The 16,609-nt window shown below is 63.9% G+C and carries 12 protein-coding genes and 1 pseudogene; 6 read left to right on the plus strand and 7 right to left on the minus strand.

What is annotated here, in order from left to right:
• Nucleotides 1-108: 108 nt before the first annotated feature.
• The 4 genes and pseudogenes from AUR_RS05210 (at nt 109) to AUR_RS05225 (ending at nt 3,684) form a co-directional block, all read left to right on the plus strand.
• Nucleotides 109-933 (plus strand): hypothetical protein, encoded by an 825-nt coding sequence (locus AUR_RS05210; protein ID WP_062097590.1) that lies wholly within the window; start codon nt 109-111, stop codon nt 931-933.
• A 30-nt stretch (nt 934-963) separates the two neighbouring features.
• The gene (locus AUR_RS05215; protein WP_062097592.1) at nt 964-1,440 is read left to right on the plus strand and encodes a Fur family transcriptional regulator; all 477 of its coding nucleotides are present in this window, start codon (nt 964-966) and stop codon (nt 1,438-1,440) included.
• A 7-nt stretch (nt 1,441-1,447) separates the two neighbouring features.
• Complete coding sequence (locus AUR_RS05220; RefSeq protein WP_062097594.1) at nt 1,448-2,929, plus strand: catalase; 1,482 nt, start codon at nt 1,448-1,450, stop codon at nt 2,927-2,929.
• A 120-nt stretch (nt 2,930-3,049) separates the two neighbouring features.
• Nucleotides 3,050-3,684 (plus strand): annotated as a pseudogene (locus tag AUR_RS05225) (DUF2461 domain-containing protein).
• 150 nt (nt 3,685-3,834) lie between these two features.
• Here the strand turns inward: AUR_RS05225 and AUR_RS05230 are convergent.
• The 5 genes from AUR_RS05230 to AUR_RS05250 form a co-directional block, all read right to left on the minus strand.
• Entirely contained in the window at nt 3,835-5,367 is a 1,533-nt protein-coding gene (locus tag AUR_RS05230) for an APC family permease (protein WP_062097597.1), read from the minus strand.
• A gap of 162 nt (nt 5,368-5,529) precedes the next feature.
• On the minus strand, nt 5,530-5,946 hold the full coding sequence (locus AUR_RS05235; RefSeq protein WP_062097599.1) for a DUF779 domain-containing protein: 417 nt from the start codon (nt 5,944-5,946) through the stop codon (nt 5,530-5,532).
• A gap of 81 nt (nt 5,947-6,027) precedes the next feature.
• Entirely contained in the window at nt 6,028-7,551 is a 1,524-nt protein-coding gene (gene exaC, locus AUR_RS05240; protein ID WP_062097601.1) for an acetaldehyde dehydrogenase ExaC, read from the minus strand.
• 96 nt (nt 7,552-7,647) lie between these two features.
• Complete coding sequence (locus tag AUR_RS05245) at nt 7,648-9,015, minus strand: GAF domain-containing protein (protein ID WP_062097603.1); 1,368 nt, start codon at nt 9,013-9,015, stop codon at nt 7,648-7,650.
• Nucleotides 9,016-9,163: 148 nt separating this feature from the next.
• Nucleotides 9,164-10,651, minus strand: a complete 1,488-nt coding sequence (locus AUR_RS05250; RefSeq protein ID WP_375338538.1) for an FAD-dependent oxidoreductase — start codon at nt 10,649-10,651, stop codon at nt 9,164-9,166.
• A gap of 94 nt (nt 10,652-10,745) precedes the next feature.
• On the opposite strand from AUR_RS05250, the gene rarD reads away from it, so the two are divergent.
• Nucleotides 10,746-11,831: an EamA family transporter RarD gene (rarD, locus tag AUR_RS05255; RefSeq protein ID WP_128397063.1), complete on the plus strand. Its 1,086-nt coding sequence runs from the start codon at nt 10,746-10,748 to the stop codon at nt 11,829-11,831.
• Between the two features lie 265 nt (nt 11,832-12,096).
• Here the strand turns inward: rarD and gabT are convergent, their stop codons facing one another.
• Both gabT and AUR_RS05265 read right to left on the minus strand, forming a co-directional pair.
• Nucleotides 12,097-13,452 carry a 4-aminobutyrate--2-oxoglutarate transaminase gene (gene gabT, locus AUR_RS05260; protein ID WP_062097607.1) on the minus strand — a complete coding sequence of 452 codons (1,356 nt, stop codon included), beginning with the start codon at nt 13,450-13,452 and terminating at the stop codon, nt 12,097-12,099.
• 92 nt (nt 13,453-13,544) lie between these two features.
• Nucleotides 13,545-14,975, minus strand: coding sequence for a gamma-aminobutyraldehyde dehydrogenase (locus AUR_RS05265; protein ID WP_043427485.1), 1,431 nt, complete (start codon nt 14,973-14,975; stop codon nt 13,545-13,547).
• A 145-nt stretch (nt 14,976-15,120) separates the two neighbouring features.
• Between AUR_RS05265 and AUR_RS05270 the strand changes: the two genes are divergently transcribed.
• Entirely contained in the window at nt 15,121-16,563 is a 1,443-nt protein-coding gene (locus AUR_RS05270) for a PucR family transcriptional regulator (protein WP_062097609.1), read from the plus strand.
• Nucleotides 16,564-16,609 lie beyond the last annotated feature (46 nt).

Below are 16,609 nucleotides of genomic sequence, written 5' to 3' on the forward strand. Positions count from 1 at the left end.
GTGTAACCCTAACCAGTCACGCAGACAGTACCGGAACACGGCATCTCGCATGGCGTCTCCCCTGGGGACGAGGCGCTTGGTAGGCTCACCCGGGGGAAGGAGTCCACCATGGTGCTATCACGGCAGTTGCTGTTCCGCTCCGGTATTTGGGAACTGGCCCGGCCACGGCACCCGTTGACTGCCGGACATATCCTGATCCGCTTGTCCGACCCCTCCACGGAATTCAACGAGTCCTCGGCGGCCGACTGGCTCCACTGCCATCACCTCGCCCGTGCTGCGCTGCAAGACGTCCTGGGCGCCGGCAGGTGTGCCGTGATGTTTGCCCACCGTTGGCATCCGCTCGGTTCCGCGGTGGGAGAACCGGTTGCGGAGTCCTCGACGCCGACGTTCCATCTGTTTGCGCGCTGGGAGGGTGAAACCACGACGCCGGGACGCCAGCTGTCGCTGCCCTCCCACCGACGCGTGGCCGAACCGGAGCACGCGTTGGAAGCCGTGGATATGGAATTGCGGCAATCCATCAGGTTCTTTGCGTCGGGTCCCTTGTCTGATGCCCATCAAGCATCCGGCGCCCGCCCTGCCCCGCGCCCAAGCGGCCCGTCTTCGCGGGAGCCGGGTTCCGGCGTCGTACGCGATCCAAAGGAGGGCCCGCGGCTGGTGTCCTTGGACGCAGCCCAACCGCACTGCGTGATCGAACCGCCCGGCAGCGCCCGGGAGATTGCCGAACTGCAACCCGCCGACATGGTGGCCATCGCCGCAACTTTGGGCGCCTTGCCGCTGCCCGGCGGAGTGAGCGGCTTCAGTTGCGTTGCGGTGGAAGCCGCCAGCGATGAAGGCTCCGTCCGGATTCATGCGGTGGGGCGTTCGGGCGCCGAAACGGAGAGCCCCCTCCCGGCTTTGTTCACGTTCCCGGAAGTTAACCTCGCCTTATTGTGAACTTCTCAAAATAAATGCTTCAATGGATGCATGATCGATCACACAGCCGACCAGGACGCATGGGCAGCCGCCCTGCGTTCCCATGGACGGCGCGTGACCAAACAGCGGCTGGCAGTATTGGCCGCGGTCCAGCATCATCCGCACTCCCGGGCAGAGGGTATTCTCGCTGCCGCCCGTGAGGAGCTACCGGAACTGACGGCGCAGTCGGTTTACGTGGTGCTCAGCGATCTCACGGACCTGCAGATGCTGCGGCGTTTCGAACCCCCGCACTCCCCGGCGCTGTACGAAACCAGGGTGGGCGACAATCACCATCACGCCGTCTGTATCAGCTGCGGCAAGGTGGAGGACGTGGATTGCGCCGTGGGACACGCACCGTGCCTCACTCCGCATTGGGACGAACACACCAAGCCGATGACCATCCAGATCGCAGATGTCCTGTACCAGGGGATCTGCCAGGACTGCCAAGCCAAACAACAGCTTCCCGTACTACCAGTAACCAAGAAATAGGAGAACGATGACTGCCATTTCCACAACACAGTCTGGTGCCCCCGTTACCTCTGACGCGCACTCCAAGTCCGTCGGCGCAGACGGTGCCATCATCCTGACCGACCACTACCTGGTGGAAAAGCTCGCACAGTTCAACCGCGAGCGCGTCCCGGAGCGTGTTGTCCACGCCAAGGGCGGCGGCGCATTCGGTACGTTCAAGACCACGTCGGACGTTTCCAAGTACACCAAGGCAGCCTTCCTCCAGCCGGGCGCCGAGACGGACATGCTGATCCGTTTCTCCTCCGTTGCCGGCGAAAACGGTTCTCCTGACACCTGGCGCGATCCCCGCGGCTTCGCCGTGAAGTTCTACACCTCCGAGGGCAACTACGACCTCGTCGGCAACAACACCCCGGTGTTCTTCATCCGCGACGGCATCAAGTTCCCGGACTTCATCCACTCCCAGAAGCGCCTCCCGGGCAGCCACCTGCGTGACGCTGACATGCAGTGGGACTTCTGGACCCTCTCCCCCGAGTCCGCCCACCAGGTCACCTGGCTCATGGGTGACCGCGGTCTTCCGGCTTCCTGGCGTGAAATGCAGGGCTACGGCTCGCACACCTACCAGTGGATCAACGCTGCAGGCGAGCGCTTCTGGGTGAAGTACCACTTCAAGTCCAACCAGGGCGTCAACTCCATCACGGGCGAGCAGGCCGAGGCACTGGCCGGTTCGGATGCAGACTTCTACATCCGCGACCTCTACGAGAACATCGAAGCCGGCAACTTCCCGTCCTGGGAACTGCACGTCCAGGTCATGCCTTACGAGGACGCCAAGACCTACCGCTTCAACCCGTTCGACCTCACCAAGGTGTGGCCGCACGCAGACTACCCGCTGATCCACGTGGGCACCATGGAGCTGAACAAGAACCCGGAGAACTACTTCGCGCAGATCGAGCAGGCCACCTTCGCGCCGTCGAACTTCGTACCGGGCATTGCTGCCTCCCCGGACAAGATGCTGCAGGCCCGCATCTTCTCCTACGCTGACGCTCACCGCTACCGCGTTGGCACCAACCACGCACAGATCCCGGTAAACCAGCCCAAGAGCCCGGTTCACAACTACAGCCAGGACGGCCAGGGACGTTACCTCTTCAACGCCCCGACCACCCCGGTGTACGCACCGAACACCGTGGGCGGCCCGGCTGCCGTTGAGCCGGCTTCCCCCGCAGGTGGCTGGGAGAACGACGGCGAGCTCACCCTCTCCGCCCACTCCCTGCACGCTGAGGACGACGACTTCGGCCAGGCAGGCACCCTGTACCGCGAGGTGTACGACGAGGCTGCCAAGGCACGCTTCCTGGACACCATCACCGGTGCAGTCGGCGGCGTGAAGAGCGCCGACATCAAGGAACGCGCCATCCAGTACTGGACCAACGTTGACGCCGACCTCGGCGCCAAGCTGCGCGCCAACCTCGGCGCAGGCCAGCGCGCATCCGACGCAGAAGCAGCCAACAAGCTCTAAGCGTTTCCGGTTTTACCCAAATCACCCCGTCGCGGTTCTTCCGCGGCGGGGTGATTTTCTTTTCCACATAGCATCTTCCGGTTGTGGCTGCCTGTGCAGCGCCGTCCATAGGATCCTTATATGAGCACCTTCCAAGGGATCCCCACGGCCGCTTTCCGCTTCTACGAAGAACTTGAAGAGAACAACAACCGTGAGTGGTGGCTGGAGCACAAAAGCGCGTACGACGCCGGCGTGCGGGAGCCGCTGACAGCCCTCCTTGCGGAGTTGGAACCGGAGTTCGGGTCGGCGAAGGTCTTCCGGCCCAACCGCGACGTCCGTTTTTCGCAGGACAAGTCGCCCTACAAGACGGCTCAGGGCGGGTTTGCAGCCCGCCATGAACGCGTTGGCTATTACGTCCAGGTCAGCGCGGACGGGTTTCGCGTCAGCGGCGGGTTCTTTGCGCACAGTCCGGCGCAATGGCCCGCTACCGTGCAGCGGTGGACGCGCCGGCCAGCGGCAGTGAACTGGAGCGGATCGTCGATGCCCTTGCCGCCGCGGGGTTCTCCATCGAGGGCGAAACACTCAAGACGGTTCCCCGGGGTTTCGATAAGGACCATCCGCGGGCAGAACTGCTGAAACACAAATCGTTGTCGGCTGCCCTCGATCTTGGCCAGCCGGCGTGGCTGTCCACACCGGGAGCCTTGCAGGAGATTACTGCCCGGTGGCGGGACTTGCAGCCGCTGGTGGAATGGGTGGGCGAGCACGCGGCGCCGTAACGGTGGAGAAATGTGGATCGTTGTCGGGAAACAGGCATGCGCCCGGAACCATACAGATTCCGGGCGCATGTGTGAGCGCCATCGAGGTCGCGCTGGGCCGCGTGGGGCCGCGTGGAGCCGCGTGGGGGGCATTTGCCTCCCCACCGAGGGCTAAACCTTGGTGAAGGTGTCCTCATCGCCGGGCTTGTTAGCGATCGAGGCTTTGGCTGCGGCGAACTTCTCATTGAGGCGGGAGTGGCGCTGCCCGTAAGAGAAGTAGATGATGATGCCCACCACGAGCCAGATCGCGAAGAAGAGCCAGGTTTCCACGGCCAGGTTGGTCATCAGGTAGAGGCAGAGGATTGCCGAGACCCATGGCAGGACCTTGCCGAACGGCACCCGGAACGAGGGCTTCAGGTCCGGGCGCTTCTTGCGGAGCACCAGGATGCCAAGGCTCACCATGACGAACGCGGAGAGCGTTCCGATGTTGATCATCTCTTCGAGGAGGTCAACCTGGGTCACGCCGGCCACCACGGCCACTGCAGCACCGCAGATGATCTGCAAGCGGGCAGGGGTAGCGTGCTTGTCGCTGGTCTTCGACAGTGCCCGCGGAAGCAGGCCGTCGCGGCTCATGGCCAGCACAACACGGGCCAAGCCCATGAGCAGGACCATGATCACCGTGGTGAGGCCGATCAGCGAGCCGAAGGCGATCACCTTGGCGGCGTCCGTGTTGCCCACAGCTTCGAAGGCGGTGGTCAACGTCGGGTTCTTCACTTCCGCCAGCTGGGTGTAGGACACCATGCCTGTCAGTGCCAGCGACACCAGGATGTAAAGCAGCGTCACCAGCGCCAAGCCACCGAAGATACCACGGGGCAGGGTCTTCTGCGGGTTCTTGACCTCTTCGGCGGAGGTGGCCACCACATCGAAGCCGATGAAAGCGAAGAACACCAGGGCTGCGCCGGCGAACACGCCCAGCGTGCCGTACTGGGCCGGTGCAGCGCCGGTCAGGAAGCCGAAGAAGGACTGCTTCATGACGTCGGCCACGCCGGAACCGCCGGTCGGTTCGGAGGCCGGGACGAACGGGGTGTAGTTGGAGAACTTCACGTAGGTGAAGCCCACAACGATCACGAACAGAACCACGCCGATCTTGATGAGCGTGAAAATGTTGCCGACGCGTGCGGACAGCTTTGTCCCCAGCACCAGCAGCACGGTGAAGATCGCGACGATCAGGAAGGCGCCCCAGTAGAGTTCCACCCCACCCAGCGGGATGGAGGGCGGGAGTTCCACGCCCATGAGCCCGAACACGGTGCTGAGGTAGATGCCCCAATACTTGGCGATCACTGCCGCCGCCGTGAACAGTTCAAGGATGAGGTTCCAGCCGATAATCCAGGCAAGGACCTCGCCCATGGTGGCGTAGGTGAAGACGTAGGCGGAGCCGGCCACCGGGATTGCCGTGGCGAATTCCGCGTAGCACATGATGGCGAGGGCGCAGGTGATGGCTGCGACAACGAAGGAGATGGTGACGGCGGGTCCGGCGAAGTTCGCTGCGGCCTTCGCACCGACGGAGAAGATGCCGGCGCCAACAGCGACAGCAACACCCATGATCATCAGGTCCCAGGTGCTGAGGCTGCGCTTAAGCTTGCGACCGGGTTCGTCAGCGTCGGCAATCGACTGCTCGACGGGCTTGGTCCTGAAAATGTTCATAAAGATGCCACATTCTGGATGGGGGTGGTATAGGACCTATCAAGGATAGGGTCCGGCCAATGGACGGCCATATTTGTCCCAAATAATGAGACGCCGCCTACACCACTGGGGCAGGTGTTGCTGCAGTTACCCGGAACGTGGCCTCCACCACACCGTGCCTCGTTAGCTGTCAGACACCCGCACATCCCAGTCCATGATCGTGGATCGGATCAGAAACCTCTTTCCCTCCGGCGCTTCCACCGAGAAGCCGCTCCCCCGGCCGGTCACGACGTCCACCGTGAGGTGGGTGTGTGACCAATAGTTGAACTGCTCCTTGGACATCCAGAACTCAAGGGGCTGCTCATCGTCTCCCGGCCAGATGTGGAACCTGCCCAAGAGAATGTCCGAGTCACCGGTCAGGAAATCACCGGCCGGGTAGCACATGGGTGCCGAACCGTCGCAGCAACCGCCGGACTGGTGGAACATGAGGGGTCCGTGCTGCTCCCACAGTTTCCGTAAAAGCGCTACGGACTCTTCCGTGAGCGACACCCGCGAGAACTCCTCTCCCGGAATCGTGCTCGATGCTTCCACGCTGGCCATTGAACCTCCTGGTGATGCCACGTAGTCACGGCAGATGCCCCGAAGGAAACGTCCTTGGGGGCACCTGCCGCGCTTGGTTGTCTAGAAGAAGCCGAGCTTGTTCTCGTTGTAGCTGACCAGCAGGTTCTTGGTCTGCTGGTAGTGGTCGAGCATCATGGCATGGTTCTCACGGCCGATGCCGGATGACTTGTACCCGCCGAAGGCCGCGCCGGCCGGGTAGGCATGGTAGTTGTTCACCCACACGCGGCCGGCCTGGATTTCCCGCCCGGCCCGGTAGGCGACGTTGCCGTTGCGCGACCACACCCCGGCACCGAGGCCGTAGAGGGTGTCGTTGGCAATGCCGATCGCATCGTTGTAGTCGCTGAACTTGGTCACGGACACCACGGGACCGAAGATCTCCTCTTGGAAAATCCGCATCCGGTTGTGTCCTTCGAAGATGGTGGGCTGGACGTAGTAGCCGCCGGCCAGGTCCCCGGAGAGCTCGGCCCGGGCGCCGCCGGTGAGGACCTTGGCCCCTTCCTGCTTTCCAATGTCGATGTAGGAGAGGATCTTCTCCAACTGGTCGTTGGAAGCCTGCGCGCCGACTTGCGTGTCGGTGTCCAGCGGGTTGCCCTGGATGATCTTGTTGGTGCGGGCGATGACGTCGGCCAGGAAAGTGTCGTAGATGCCTTCCTGCACCAGGGCGCGGGAGGGGCAGGTGCACACTTCGCCCTGGTTGAAAGCGAAGAGCGTGAAGCCTTCCTGGGCCTTGTCATAGAACGCATCGTTCTGCGCAGCGACGTCGTCGAAGAAAATGTTCGGGCTCTTCCCGCCAAGTTCCAGCGTGACGGGGATGAGGTTGTTGGAGGCGTACTGGCTGATCAACCGGCCCGTAGTGGTCTCACCGGTAAACGCGATCTTCCGGATCCTGGAGCTGGACGCAAGCGGCTTGCCCGCCTCCACGCCGAAGCCGTTGACCACATTCACCACGCCCGCGGGCAGCAGGTCACCGATGAGTTCGATCAGGACCAGGATGGAACTCGGCGTCTGCTCGGCGGGCTTGAGCACCACGGCGTTGCCGGCAGCCAGCGCGGGAGCGAGCTTCCACACGGCCATGAGGATGGGGAAGTTCCAGGGGATGATCTGTCCCACGACACCCAGCGGCTCATGGAAGTGGTAGGCGGTGGTGTCGTCATCGAGTTGGGACAGGTGGCCTTCCTGGGCGCGGATGGCGGAGGCGAAGTAGCGGAAGTGGTCGGCCGCCAGGGGGATGTCCGCATTCAGGGTTTCGCGGATGGGCTTGCCGTTGTCCCAGGTTTCGGCGACGGCCAGAAGCTCAACGTTCTCATCAATGCGGTCCGCGATCTTGTTCAGGATGGCTGCGCGCTCTGCGGCTGAGGTCTTGCCCCAGGACGGTGCCGCCTTATGCGCGGCATCCAATGCCAGCTCGATGTCCTCGGCCGTACCCCGCGCAACCTCGCAGAAAGCCTTGCCCGTCACCGGAGTGATGTTCTCGAAGTAGCCACCCTTGACCGGGGCAACCCATTCCCCGCCAATCCAGTTCTCGTACCGGTCCTTGAAGGATACCTTCGAACCTTCGGCACCTGGCTGTGCATAAACAGTCATTGCTAGCTCCTTTGCTGCGAATCACGGTGGCTGTTGCCATTGGTCCGAGCCTAGGAGCGGGAAGGTTGCAGCAACGTTGCAACTATGTGGTCCAGGTCACGCGCCCAGTTCATCCTCAAGCCGCTCAAGGTCTGCCACGATCGCAGCCCGCTTGGGCGAGCGCGGCGGCAGGAGCCTCAGGATCGCAAGGCGGAGGTCGGCGTCGTACTTTGCCTCCGGCAACGCGGCGTACTTCAGGAGCGAATCCACACTGCCGTCGGTAAGCAGCGCCTCGCGCAGCAAGTGCGAAACGCGCTCACGCAACTGCACGACGCCGGGAGCCTCCGAACGCGGAAGAACGGCACCTTTGTAAATTTCCAGGGCGATGCGGTGTGCGCCGCGTTGCAGGCAGCTCAGGACCTGGTCCGAATCAGGCAGCAGCTCAACGGGAAGCCGGTACGGACGGGATTCGGGAACAGCTTCAGGGCTCAGTTCCTGCACCACCTTGCGCAACCGGACCATCTCCGCGCGCAGCGTCACGGCCGATCCCTGGCCCGGGTAGAGGCGTGCGCACAACTCGTCGGCGCTCAGACCTTCCGGGTGGTTTCCGAGGATCGCCAGGATTTCGCTGTGCCGCGCCGACAGCGTGACGCTCCTGCCACCGAGACTCAATAACGCCTGGTCCCTGCCCAGCAGTTGCAGGCTGTTGCGGTACAGCGTGTTCCTGTCCTTGACCCCTCCGCCGGTGACCGCAGCACCCGGGGGTGAGCTCCGGCGTCGTGGTTTTTCGAAGGCCGCAGCGGCGAGTTGGAGACGTTCGATCCGCAACTGCGCCTGGGCTGCGGCAACAGTGGCCTCCACCAGCGAGAGCGTATGGGGAGCAACAGCCGCCTCGGTGCCGGTGATGTCGACGACCCCCAGCAGGGCACCGGAATCGGGATCGTGGAACGGGACAGCGGTGCAGCTCCACGGATGCACGGAACGCTTGAAGTGCTCAGCCCCGGAAATCTGGATGCTGCGGTCAAGGGCCAGTGCGGTCCCCGGGGCGCTGGTCCCCACCGAAGCCTCGGACCAGTCCGAACCGGCAACGAACATCATGCCCTCCGCGCGCCGCTGCATCACGGGGTCGCCGTCCACCCACAGGAGGCGGCCGACCTCGTCTCCCACCGCGACCAGCAAACCGCTCTCGTGGCTTGGCTGGATGAGGAGCTTGCGGATCACCGGCATGATGGTGGCGAGCGGGTGCTGGCGCCGGTAATCCTCCAACTCGTCACTGTCCATGGCAAGCGGAGCCTCGGCCGCATCGGGGTTCGCTTTCAACTGCGCAGAACGCTGCCACGACTCCCGGACCAGCCTGCGAAGCCCCGGGACATGGTCGGCGCCGAGCGCCACCCCGTCCAAGTGCTCGTGACCGTTCAAGGCACGACGCTGCAGCAGTTGGGCGGCATCCGAGCCCGGAAGCGGCGGATGGATCGGGTTCCTCATTGAACTCCTGGCGGCAGGACAGACAGCACAAACAGCGGACGGTAGGCGCCAGTCTAGTGTGGCGTCCCTGCTTTGGGTACCGCCGGGAAGCCCGGGCGGGGCATGAGCTCCGGCATGGGAGACCCGGCTTTGCCGCGGCAGGTACAGCTCAGCCGCGGGAGACCCGAATCATTTCCTCGCGCGGAACAACCTTGATGCGCTCACGGACAATTCCGTCGCCCGCGCCTTCCCCGTCCTTGGCACCGTCCGCGGTCCAGGCGGCGCCAAGGGAGGCCTCATGGGCGTCGAGCCGGTTCCAGCCGTCCCATGTGGTGTACTCGATGCCGCGTTCTTCGAGGAGATCGATGATTGCCTGCGGATCGGGGTTCTCCGCCGGCGGGAGGTTGAGCCGGTCCTCCAGGAGGCAGCCGATGGTCTCCAGGGCGTCGCCCTTGGTGTGCCCGATCAGGCCTACCGGCCCGCGCTTGATCCAGCCCGTGGCGTAGATTCCCGGGACGGGCTTGCCGTCGGCATCAAGGACGCGGCCGCCGTCGTTCGGAATGACGCCGCGGCGGGCGTCGTACGGCAGCTCATCCAGCGGCGAACCGTGATAGCCGATGGCCCGGTACACCGCCTGGACCCGGTACTCGAGGAACTCCCCGGTGCCCTTGGCATTGCCGGTACCGTCCAGCTCCATGCGTTCGAACTTGATGGCGGCTACCTTGCCGGGGGTCTCCGGGGAATCGAGGATCTCCACCGGGCTGTGCAGGAAGTGCAAGTGGAGGCGGCGGGAAGAGGGCTCCTCGGATTCCGCGTGCTCCTCCACCAACCAGTTGGTCAGCGTGTTGACCATGGTCTTGATCTGGTTGTTGGTCCGGATGGCCTGGTCGGAAGCTTCATCGAACTCGAAGTCCTCGGGATACAGGACGATGTCCACATCTTTGCAATGGGAGAGCTCACGCAACTCCAAGGGGGTGAACTTTACCTGCGCAGGACCACGACGACCGAACACGTGGACGTCCGTCACCGGCGAGGCCTTGAGGCCCTGGTACACGTTGTCCGGAATCTCCGTCACCAGCAGTTCCTCGGGATGCTTGGCCAGCATCCGCGCCACGTCCAAGGCCACGTTGCCGTTGCCGATCACGGCAATCTCCTTGGCCTCGAGCGGCCATTCGCGGGGTACGTCCGGGTGGCCGTCGTACCAGGAGACAAAGTCCGCTCCCCCGAAGGAACCCTCAAGCTCGATGCCCGGAATGTTCAGGTCCGCGTCCTTGATGGCTCCCGTGGAGAAGATCACCGCGTCGTAGAAAGCCCGGAAGTCGTGGAGGGTCAGATCCTTGCCGTACGTCACGTTGCCCAGGAAGCGGATGTCGCCGCGGTCCAACACCTTGTGCAGGGCGTTCACGATCCCCTTGATGCGGGGGTGGTCAGGTGCAACGCCGTACCGGATCAATCCATAGGGAGCGGGGTAGGCCTCAAAAAGATCGATGCTGACCTCGACGTGGCCGTCCTTGACCTCGTTGGACTTGGTCAGGATGTCCGCGGCGTACACACCTGCCGGACCTGCGCCGACGATCGCAACGCGAAGCGGACGATTGGGGATGGTTGCGGCTGAGTCAGACACCGTTTGCCCTTCCGAAGCAGTAAGCCACGCCATTGTTGGGACGCAGGTTTCCAATTCTAGATACCGACCTTACCCGCGCCCGCCCATATGGCAGGAGTCACAGGATTTCCTCAATTCGCTGTCTATATTGCGGAATATTGCAGACGGCAGGGATGTTGGGCACATTGTGTCCACACCCGAGCAGATCTCCGCAGCCTCCACCGCTTCAACCCAGCCCACGACGACGGCACCCGGGGGCGGCACTGGCGGTTCCGGCGGTAGCGGCGGCGGCGGTTCTTTGGTTAAGCCGGTTCGGAGCGAAACCACCACGGGTGTGTTGTTCGGCATCGGCGCGTACGGCTTGTGGGGCCTGCTCCCCCTCTACTTCTTTGTGCTGCAGCCCGCGGGAGCCATCGAGATCGTGGCCAACCGGGTGGTATGGTCCCTGGTTTTCTGCGCGCTTCTGATCACCATCACCCGGGCCTGGCGGGTCTTCGGCTCGGCGATGAAGGACCGCACCATCATGGGACCCCTGGCCCTGGCAGCCGCCCTCATTGCCATCAACTGGCTCACCTACACTTTCGGCGTCACTACCGGCCACGCCGTGGAGACGTCGCTCGGATACTTCATCAACCCGCTGGTTTCCGTGCTGCTGGGCGTCTTCGTGTTGAAGGAAAAGCTGCGTCCGCTCCAGTGGGCCGCTGTGGGCATCGGCTTCGTTGCTGTGGGTGTGCTGACTTTCTCCTATGGCCAACCGCCGTGGATTGCACTCCTGCTGGCTTTCAGTTTCGGCCTGTACGGCTTCGTGAAAAAGAGGGTAGGACCACGGGTGGACGCCCTGACCAGCCTTTCGGTCGAAACAGTGGTACTGGCACCGTTCGCGGCCATTACCATGGTGGTCCTCGGGGCCACGGGGATGGCAACGCTCACCACCGAAGGACCCGCACACTTCTGGCTCATTCTCGCCTCGGGCATCATCACTGCTGTACCGCTGCTGTTCTTCGGTGCCTCAGCACGCCGCTTGCCCATGACCACCATCGGCCTGCTGCAGTACTTTGCCCCGGTTCTGCAGTTCATCGTGGCACTGACGGTGTTCAACGAAGCCATGACCACGGCCCGGTGGATCGGCTTCTGCGTGGTCTGGCTGGCCCTGATCCTGCTGACCATCGACATGCTCCGGACCGCCCGGAAAAACTCGGCGCTGCGGAAAAAGGCCCGGCTCGCGGAGGTGTAGCAGAGTTCGCTGCGCCGGGTTTGCGCCGTGTTCGCTGCAAACCTGCTGCGTCGCCGGAGCCTTCCCTACGAACAAGCAGGCTTCCCACGACGTCGGCGGACAGGTGCCCGGGTTCGCGGGAAACGTGCGGAGTCGCGGGAGCCTTCCCTACGAACAAGCAGCGTTGCGGCGAACACGACGAACACGGCGAACGCGGCAGACACGAAAAAGCAGGGCCGGGGTGTATTCCAGCTCCCCGGCCCTGCTTTTTTGTAGAAAACAGACCTTATGCGTTGGCCTTGACGGCGTTCGCGAGTACTTCCAGGCCGTCCAGCAGCAGGTCATCGCTGATCACCAGCGGCGGGAGCAGGCGGATGACGTTGCCGTAGGTACCGCAGGTCAGGATGATGACGCCTTCCTTGAGGCAAGCGGCTGCAACAGCCTTGGTGAGCTCAGCGTTCGGTTCCTTGGAGCCGGGCTGAACAAGCTCGATGGCCAGCATTGCGCCGCGGCCACGGATGTCGCCCACCACGGACGTTTCGGAGGCCAGTTCGCGGAGCTTGCCCAGGGCGAGTTCCTCGATGTGGCGGGCACGGCCGTTGAGATCGTGCTCCTCCATGGTGGTGATTGCTGCCAGTGCTGCTGCACACGCAACCGGGTTTCCACCGTAGGTACCGCCGAGACCGCCCGGGTGGACGGCGTCGAGCAGGTCAGCGCGGCCGGTGATCGCGGACAGCGGCATGCCACCGGCGATGCCCTTGGCCATGGTGATGATGTCCGGAACAACCCCCTCGTGGTTGACGGCGAACCATTCACCGGTGCGGCAGAAACCGGACTGGACCTCATCGGCGATGAAAACAATGCCCTTTTCCTTGGCCCATGCGGACAGCGCCGGCAGGAAGCCTTCGGCCGGGACGATGAAGCCGCCCTCACCCTGGATGGGTTCGATGATGATCGCGGCAACCTGGTCGCCGCCAATCTGCTTCTCGATCGCGGTGATGGCGCGCTTGGCAGCCTCGGCACCCGTGATCTCCGGGTTCTCTTCACGGAACGGGTAGCTCATGGGCATGCGGTAGACCTCGGGCGCGAACGGTCCGAAGTTGGTCTTGTACGGCATGGCCTTGGCGGTCAGTGCCATGGTCAGGTTGGTGCGGCCGTGGTAGGCGTGGTCGAAAGCAACGACGGCGTCGCGGCCGGTGGCCAGGCGGGCAACCTTGATGGCGTTCTCCACGGCTTCCGCGCCGGAGTTGAAGAGCACGGTGCGCTTGGCGTGGTTGCCCGGGGTGAGGCGGTTCAGCTGCTCGGCGACGGCGACGTAGCCTTCGTACGGCGTCACCATGAAGCAGGTGTGCGTGAAGTGCGCGGCGGCTTCCTGGACAGCGGCGACGACGGCGGGATCGGAAGCGCCGACGCTGGTGACGGCGATGCCCGAGCCGAGGTCGACGAAAGAGTTGCCGTCGACGTCGCGGATGATGCCGCCGTCGGCGTCTTCTACGTAGACAGGAACGCCGGAAGCCACACCGGCAGCAACGACGGCGGAGCGGCGCTCAGCCAGTGCCTGCGACTTGGGTCCGGGGAACGTGCCGTTGATGTTGCGCTTCTGCTCGATGCGGTACGAGAGTTCGTTCGCAGTTGCGGTCATGGGAATGTCCTTCTTTGTTGATTGCGGCGCGCGCCGGCAGGGTTGCAGGCCGGCGCGGAGCGAGGTTGGAGAGTGGGGGCCGGGCGGCTGACTTATGCGTCCAGTGCACTCATGACGTGCTTGATGCGGGTGTAGTCCTCCACGCCGTACATGGAGAGGTCCTTGCCGTAACCGGACTGCTTGAAGCCACCGTGCGGCATCTCTGCGGTCAGGAGGATGTGGGTGTTGATCCACACGGCGCCGAAGTCGAGGTCGCGGCTCATGCGCATGGCCGTGCCGTGGTCGGTGGTCCAGACGCTGGAAGCCAAGGCGTACTCGACGTCGTTGGCCAGTTCGAGGGCTTCGGCTTCGGAGCTGAACTTCTGGACCGTGATGACGGGCCCGAACGTTTCCTTCTGGACGATGTCATCGCTCTGCTTGGCCCCGGAGATGATGGTGGGCTCGAAGAAGAAGCCCTTCTCCCCTGCGCGGTGTCCACCGGTTTCGATCCGGCAGTGCGCCGGGAGGTTCTCCACCACGGAGGTCACGGCGTTGAAGTGGTTGACGTTGTTGAGCGGGCCGAAGTAGTTGTCTTCGTCGTTCTGCGAGCCGGTCTGAAGGGTCTTGGTGTGTTCCACCAGGGCGGCAACCATGTCGTCGTGGATCTCGTCTTCGATGAGCACGCGGGTGATGGCCGTGCAGTCCTGCCCGGCGTTGAAGAAGGCGAATTCCGCGATGGCCGCGGCGCTCTTCTTGATGTCGGCGTCCTTGAAGACGATGGCCGGGGCCTTGCCGCCCAGTTCCAGGTGCGCGCGCTTGAGGCCCTTCGCGGCGCCGCTGGCCACGGCAATGCCTGCGCGGACGGAACCGGTGATGGACACCAGTCCGGGAACCTTGTGCTCCACCATCATCGCGCCGGTCTCACCGGTGCCGAGGACCACGTTGAGGACGCCGGCCGGGAAGATCTCCCCTGCCAGGCGTGCCAGGACCAGGGTGGATTCAGGGGTGGTATCGGAGGGCTTCAGGACTACCGTGTTGCCTGCGGCCAGGGCGGGGCCGATCTTCCAGATGGCCATAAGGAACGGGTAGTTCCACGGAGCAACCTGGGCTACGACGCCAATGGGCTCGCGGCGCACATAAGAGGTGTGGCCCTCGAAGTACTCACCGGCGGACTTGCCTTCAAGGAGTCGTGCTGCACCGGCGAAAAAGCGCAGCTGGTCGGCGCCGGCAGCAACTTCCTCGGACGCGATGAGGGAACGGACCTGTCCGGTGTTGCGGTGCTGGGCTTCGACGAGTTCGTCGCTGTTGGCCTCGATGGCGTCGGCCAGCTTCAGCAGCATGAGCTGGCGCTGTCCCGGTGTGACGTGCTTCCAGGTCTTGAAAGCCTCGCTGGCTGCGGACATGGCAGCGTCAACATCTGCCTGCACCGAAACGGGAGACTTGGCCACGACGTCCCCGGTGGCGGGGTTGACGATGTCCAGGAGACCCGTACCTGACGGCGTGACGAACTCGCCGTTGATGAAGTTCTGCAAGGTTTGAACCACGGTGTGCAACCCTCTTTCGGTGTGTTGGCATGGCTTTTTAGCTGATCAGAGCCTATTCCAGAGGGGTGCACCAAGGAATAGCCAACTGCACACAGACGACGCAGGCGCTTAGTGCGCTTGACCAGCGCCGGGTTATCCTTTCAGCATGGCCATCACCCTCGCTTCACTCGTTGCTGTACCCTCCCTGAAACTCCGCAAAACAGGGCTGGCGGAAACCACGTGGAACCAGGACATCAGCTGGGTGGCCGTGACGGAGCTTGAAGACCCGCAGCGTTTCCTCAGCGGCGGGGAACTGGTGCTCACCACGGGCCTGCGGCTCAAGAGTGCGGCCGACCAGCGCCGCTTTGTGCGCCAGGTCCAGCGGGCGGGCGCCGTAGGCATCGGTTTCGGCACGGGTCTCACCCACGAGTCCGTTCCCGAGCCCCTCATCGCGGAAGCCAACCGTTGGGGACTGCCCTTGGTGGAGGTCCCCTACGAGATCCCGTTCATCGCCATCGGCAAGCTGGTTGCCGAGTCCCATTCGGCGGACCACTACTCCAACCTCGAACGGCTGCTTGCCGGGCACCAGATCCTTGCCCGGGCGCTGCTCACCGGTGGCGGCCTCGCCGAGCTGTTGAAGCAACTGGGCAGCATGCTGCGCACGGATGTGGTCCTCACCCAGTTCAGTGCCCAGCTCTACAACAGCGTCCCCGGGAAGCCGGCGCCGACGGCCGAAGGGTGGGCGTCGTACCCGATCCCCACCGGCCGCCGGGATGCCTGCACGCTGTGGTTGCGCCAGCCCTTCATCGATTCCGGGATCGTCAGCTACGCCCAGAACCTCATCAGCGTTGAACTGAACAACATGGTCAAGCAACGCCAGGCCCAGCGTGCCATGGCCGGGCAGGTGCTGGACGACGTCATCCATGGAACCCTGGACACCATTGAGGCAGCACGGCGCCTGGCGGGGGTGGGCATCAACAGCACGCGGAAGAACGTGGTGCTGGTTGCTGAATCCACGGCCCATCACAAACAACTGGTCTCCATTTCCCTGCCCCAGTCCCTGGAAGGTGGCGTCAGCGCCGTCGTCGGCAAGGACCTGGTGACCGTGATCAGCGACGACGGCAGCTCGGCCACCGCACTCGCGAAGAGCCTCAGCGACCACTTGCAGGAGGCGGGGATCCACGCCGTGATCGGCATCGGCGGGGCATACACGAAGCCGAACGGCCTGCGCTGGAGCTACTTCGAAGCGCGCGATGCCGTGGCGCACGGCTTGCCGGTCAATGAGCCGGAGCGCCTGAGTCTCACCTCGCTCCTGCTGGCCAGCGAAGATGTCCCCTTGGCTGACATGGCAAGTGAGTCGCTCACTCCCCTGCGGAAGTTCGACGCCGCCCACGGCTCTGAACTCGTGGCCACGCTCGAGAGCTACCTGAACCACAACGGCTCGGTTGCGGCTGTTGCCGAGGCGCTGACCCTGCACCGCAATACCGTGCGCTACCGCCTTGCCCAGATCACCGAGCTGACGGGGTACGACCCCTCGCAGACGCAGGACCGCGTTCAGTTGTGGCTGGCCCTCGCGGTGCAGCGGCTGGGTGCCCGCAACCCGCGGTAGGAAGAACGACGGCGGTTCCGCAGCTCGCTTTTCCTCGCAGGAGAGT

This window comes from Paenarthrobacter ureafaciens (assembly GCF_004028095.1).
Lineage (GTDB): Bacteria > Actinomycetota > Actinomycetes > Actinomycetales > Micrococcaceae > Arthrobacter > Arthrobacter ureafaciens.

Excerpts from the sequence above, each read along its gene's own strand:
- gabT (WP_062097607.1), bottom strand. The coding sequence starts at position 13,452 with ATGACCGCAACTGCGAACGAACTCTCGTACCGCATCGAGCAGAAGCGC.
- AUR_RS05245 (WP_062097603.1), bottom strand. The coding sequence starts at position 9,015 with ATGAGGAACCCGATCCATCCGCCGCTTCCGGGCTCGGATGCCGCCCAA.
- AUR_RS05230 (WP_062097597.1), bottom strand. The coding sequence starts at position 5,367 with ATGAACATTTTCAGGACCAAGCCCGTCGAGCAGTCGATTGCCGACGCT.
- AUR_RS05250 (WP_375338538.1), bottom strand. The coding sequence starts at position 10,651 with ATGGCGTGGCTTACTGCTTCGGAAGGGCAAACGGTGTCTGACTCAGCC.
- AUR_RS05210 (WP_062097590.1), top strand. The coding sequence starts at position 109 with ATGGTGCTATCACGGCAGTTGCTGTTCCGCTCCGGTATTTGGGAACTG.
- AUR_RS05270 (WP_062097609.1), top strand. The coding sequence starts at position 15,121 with ATGGCCATCACCCTCGCTTCACTCGTTGCTGTACCCTCCCTGAAACTC.
- AUR_RS05220 (WP_062097594.1), top strand. The coding sequence starts at position 1,448 with ATGACTGCCATTTCCACAACACAGTCTGGTGCCCCCGTTACCTCTGAC.
- AUR_RS05235 (WP_062097599.1), bottom strand. The coding sequence starts at position 5,946 with ATGGCCAGCGTGGAAGCATCGAGCACGATTCCGGGAGAGGAGTTCTCG.
- AUR_RS05215 (WP_062097592.1), top strand. The coding sequence starts at position 964 with ATGATCGATCACACAGCCGACCAGGACGCATGGGCAGCCGCCCTGCGT.
- exaC (WP_062097601.1), bottom strand. The coding sequence starts at position 7,551 with ATGACTGTTTATGCACAGCCAGGTGCCGAAGGTTCGAAGGTATCCTTC.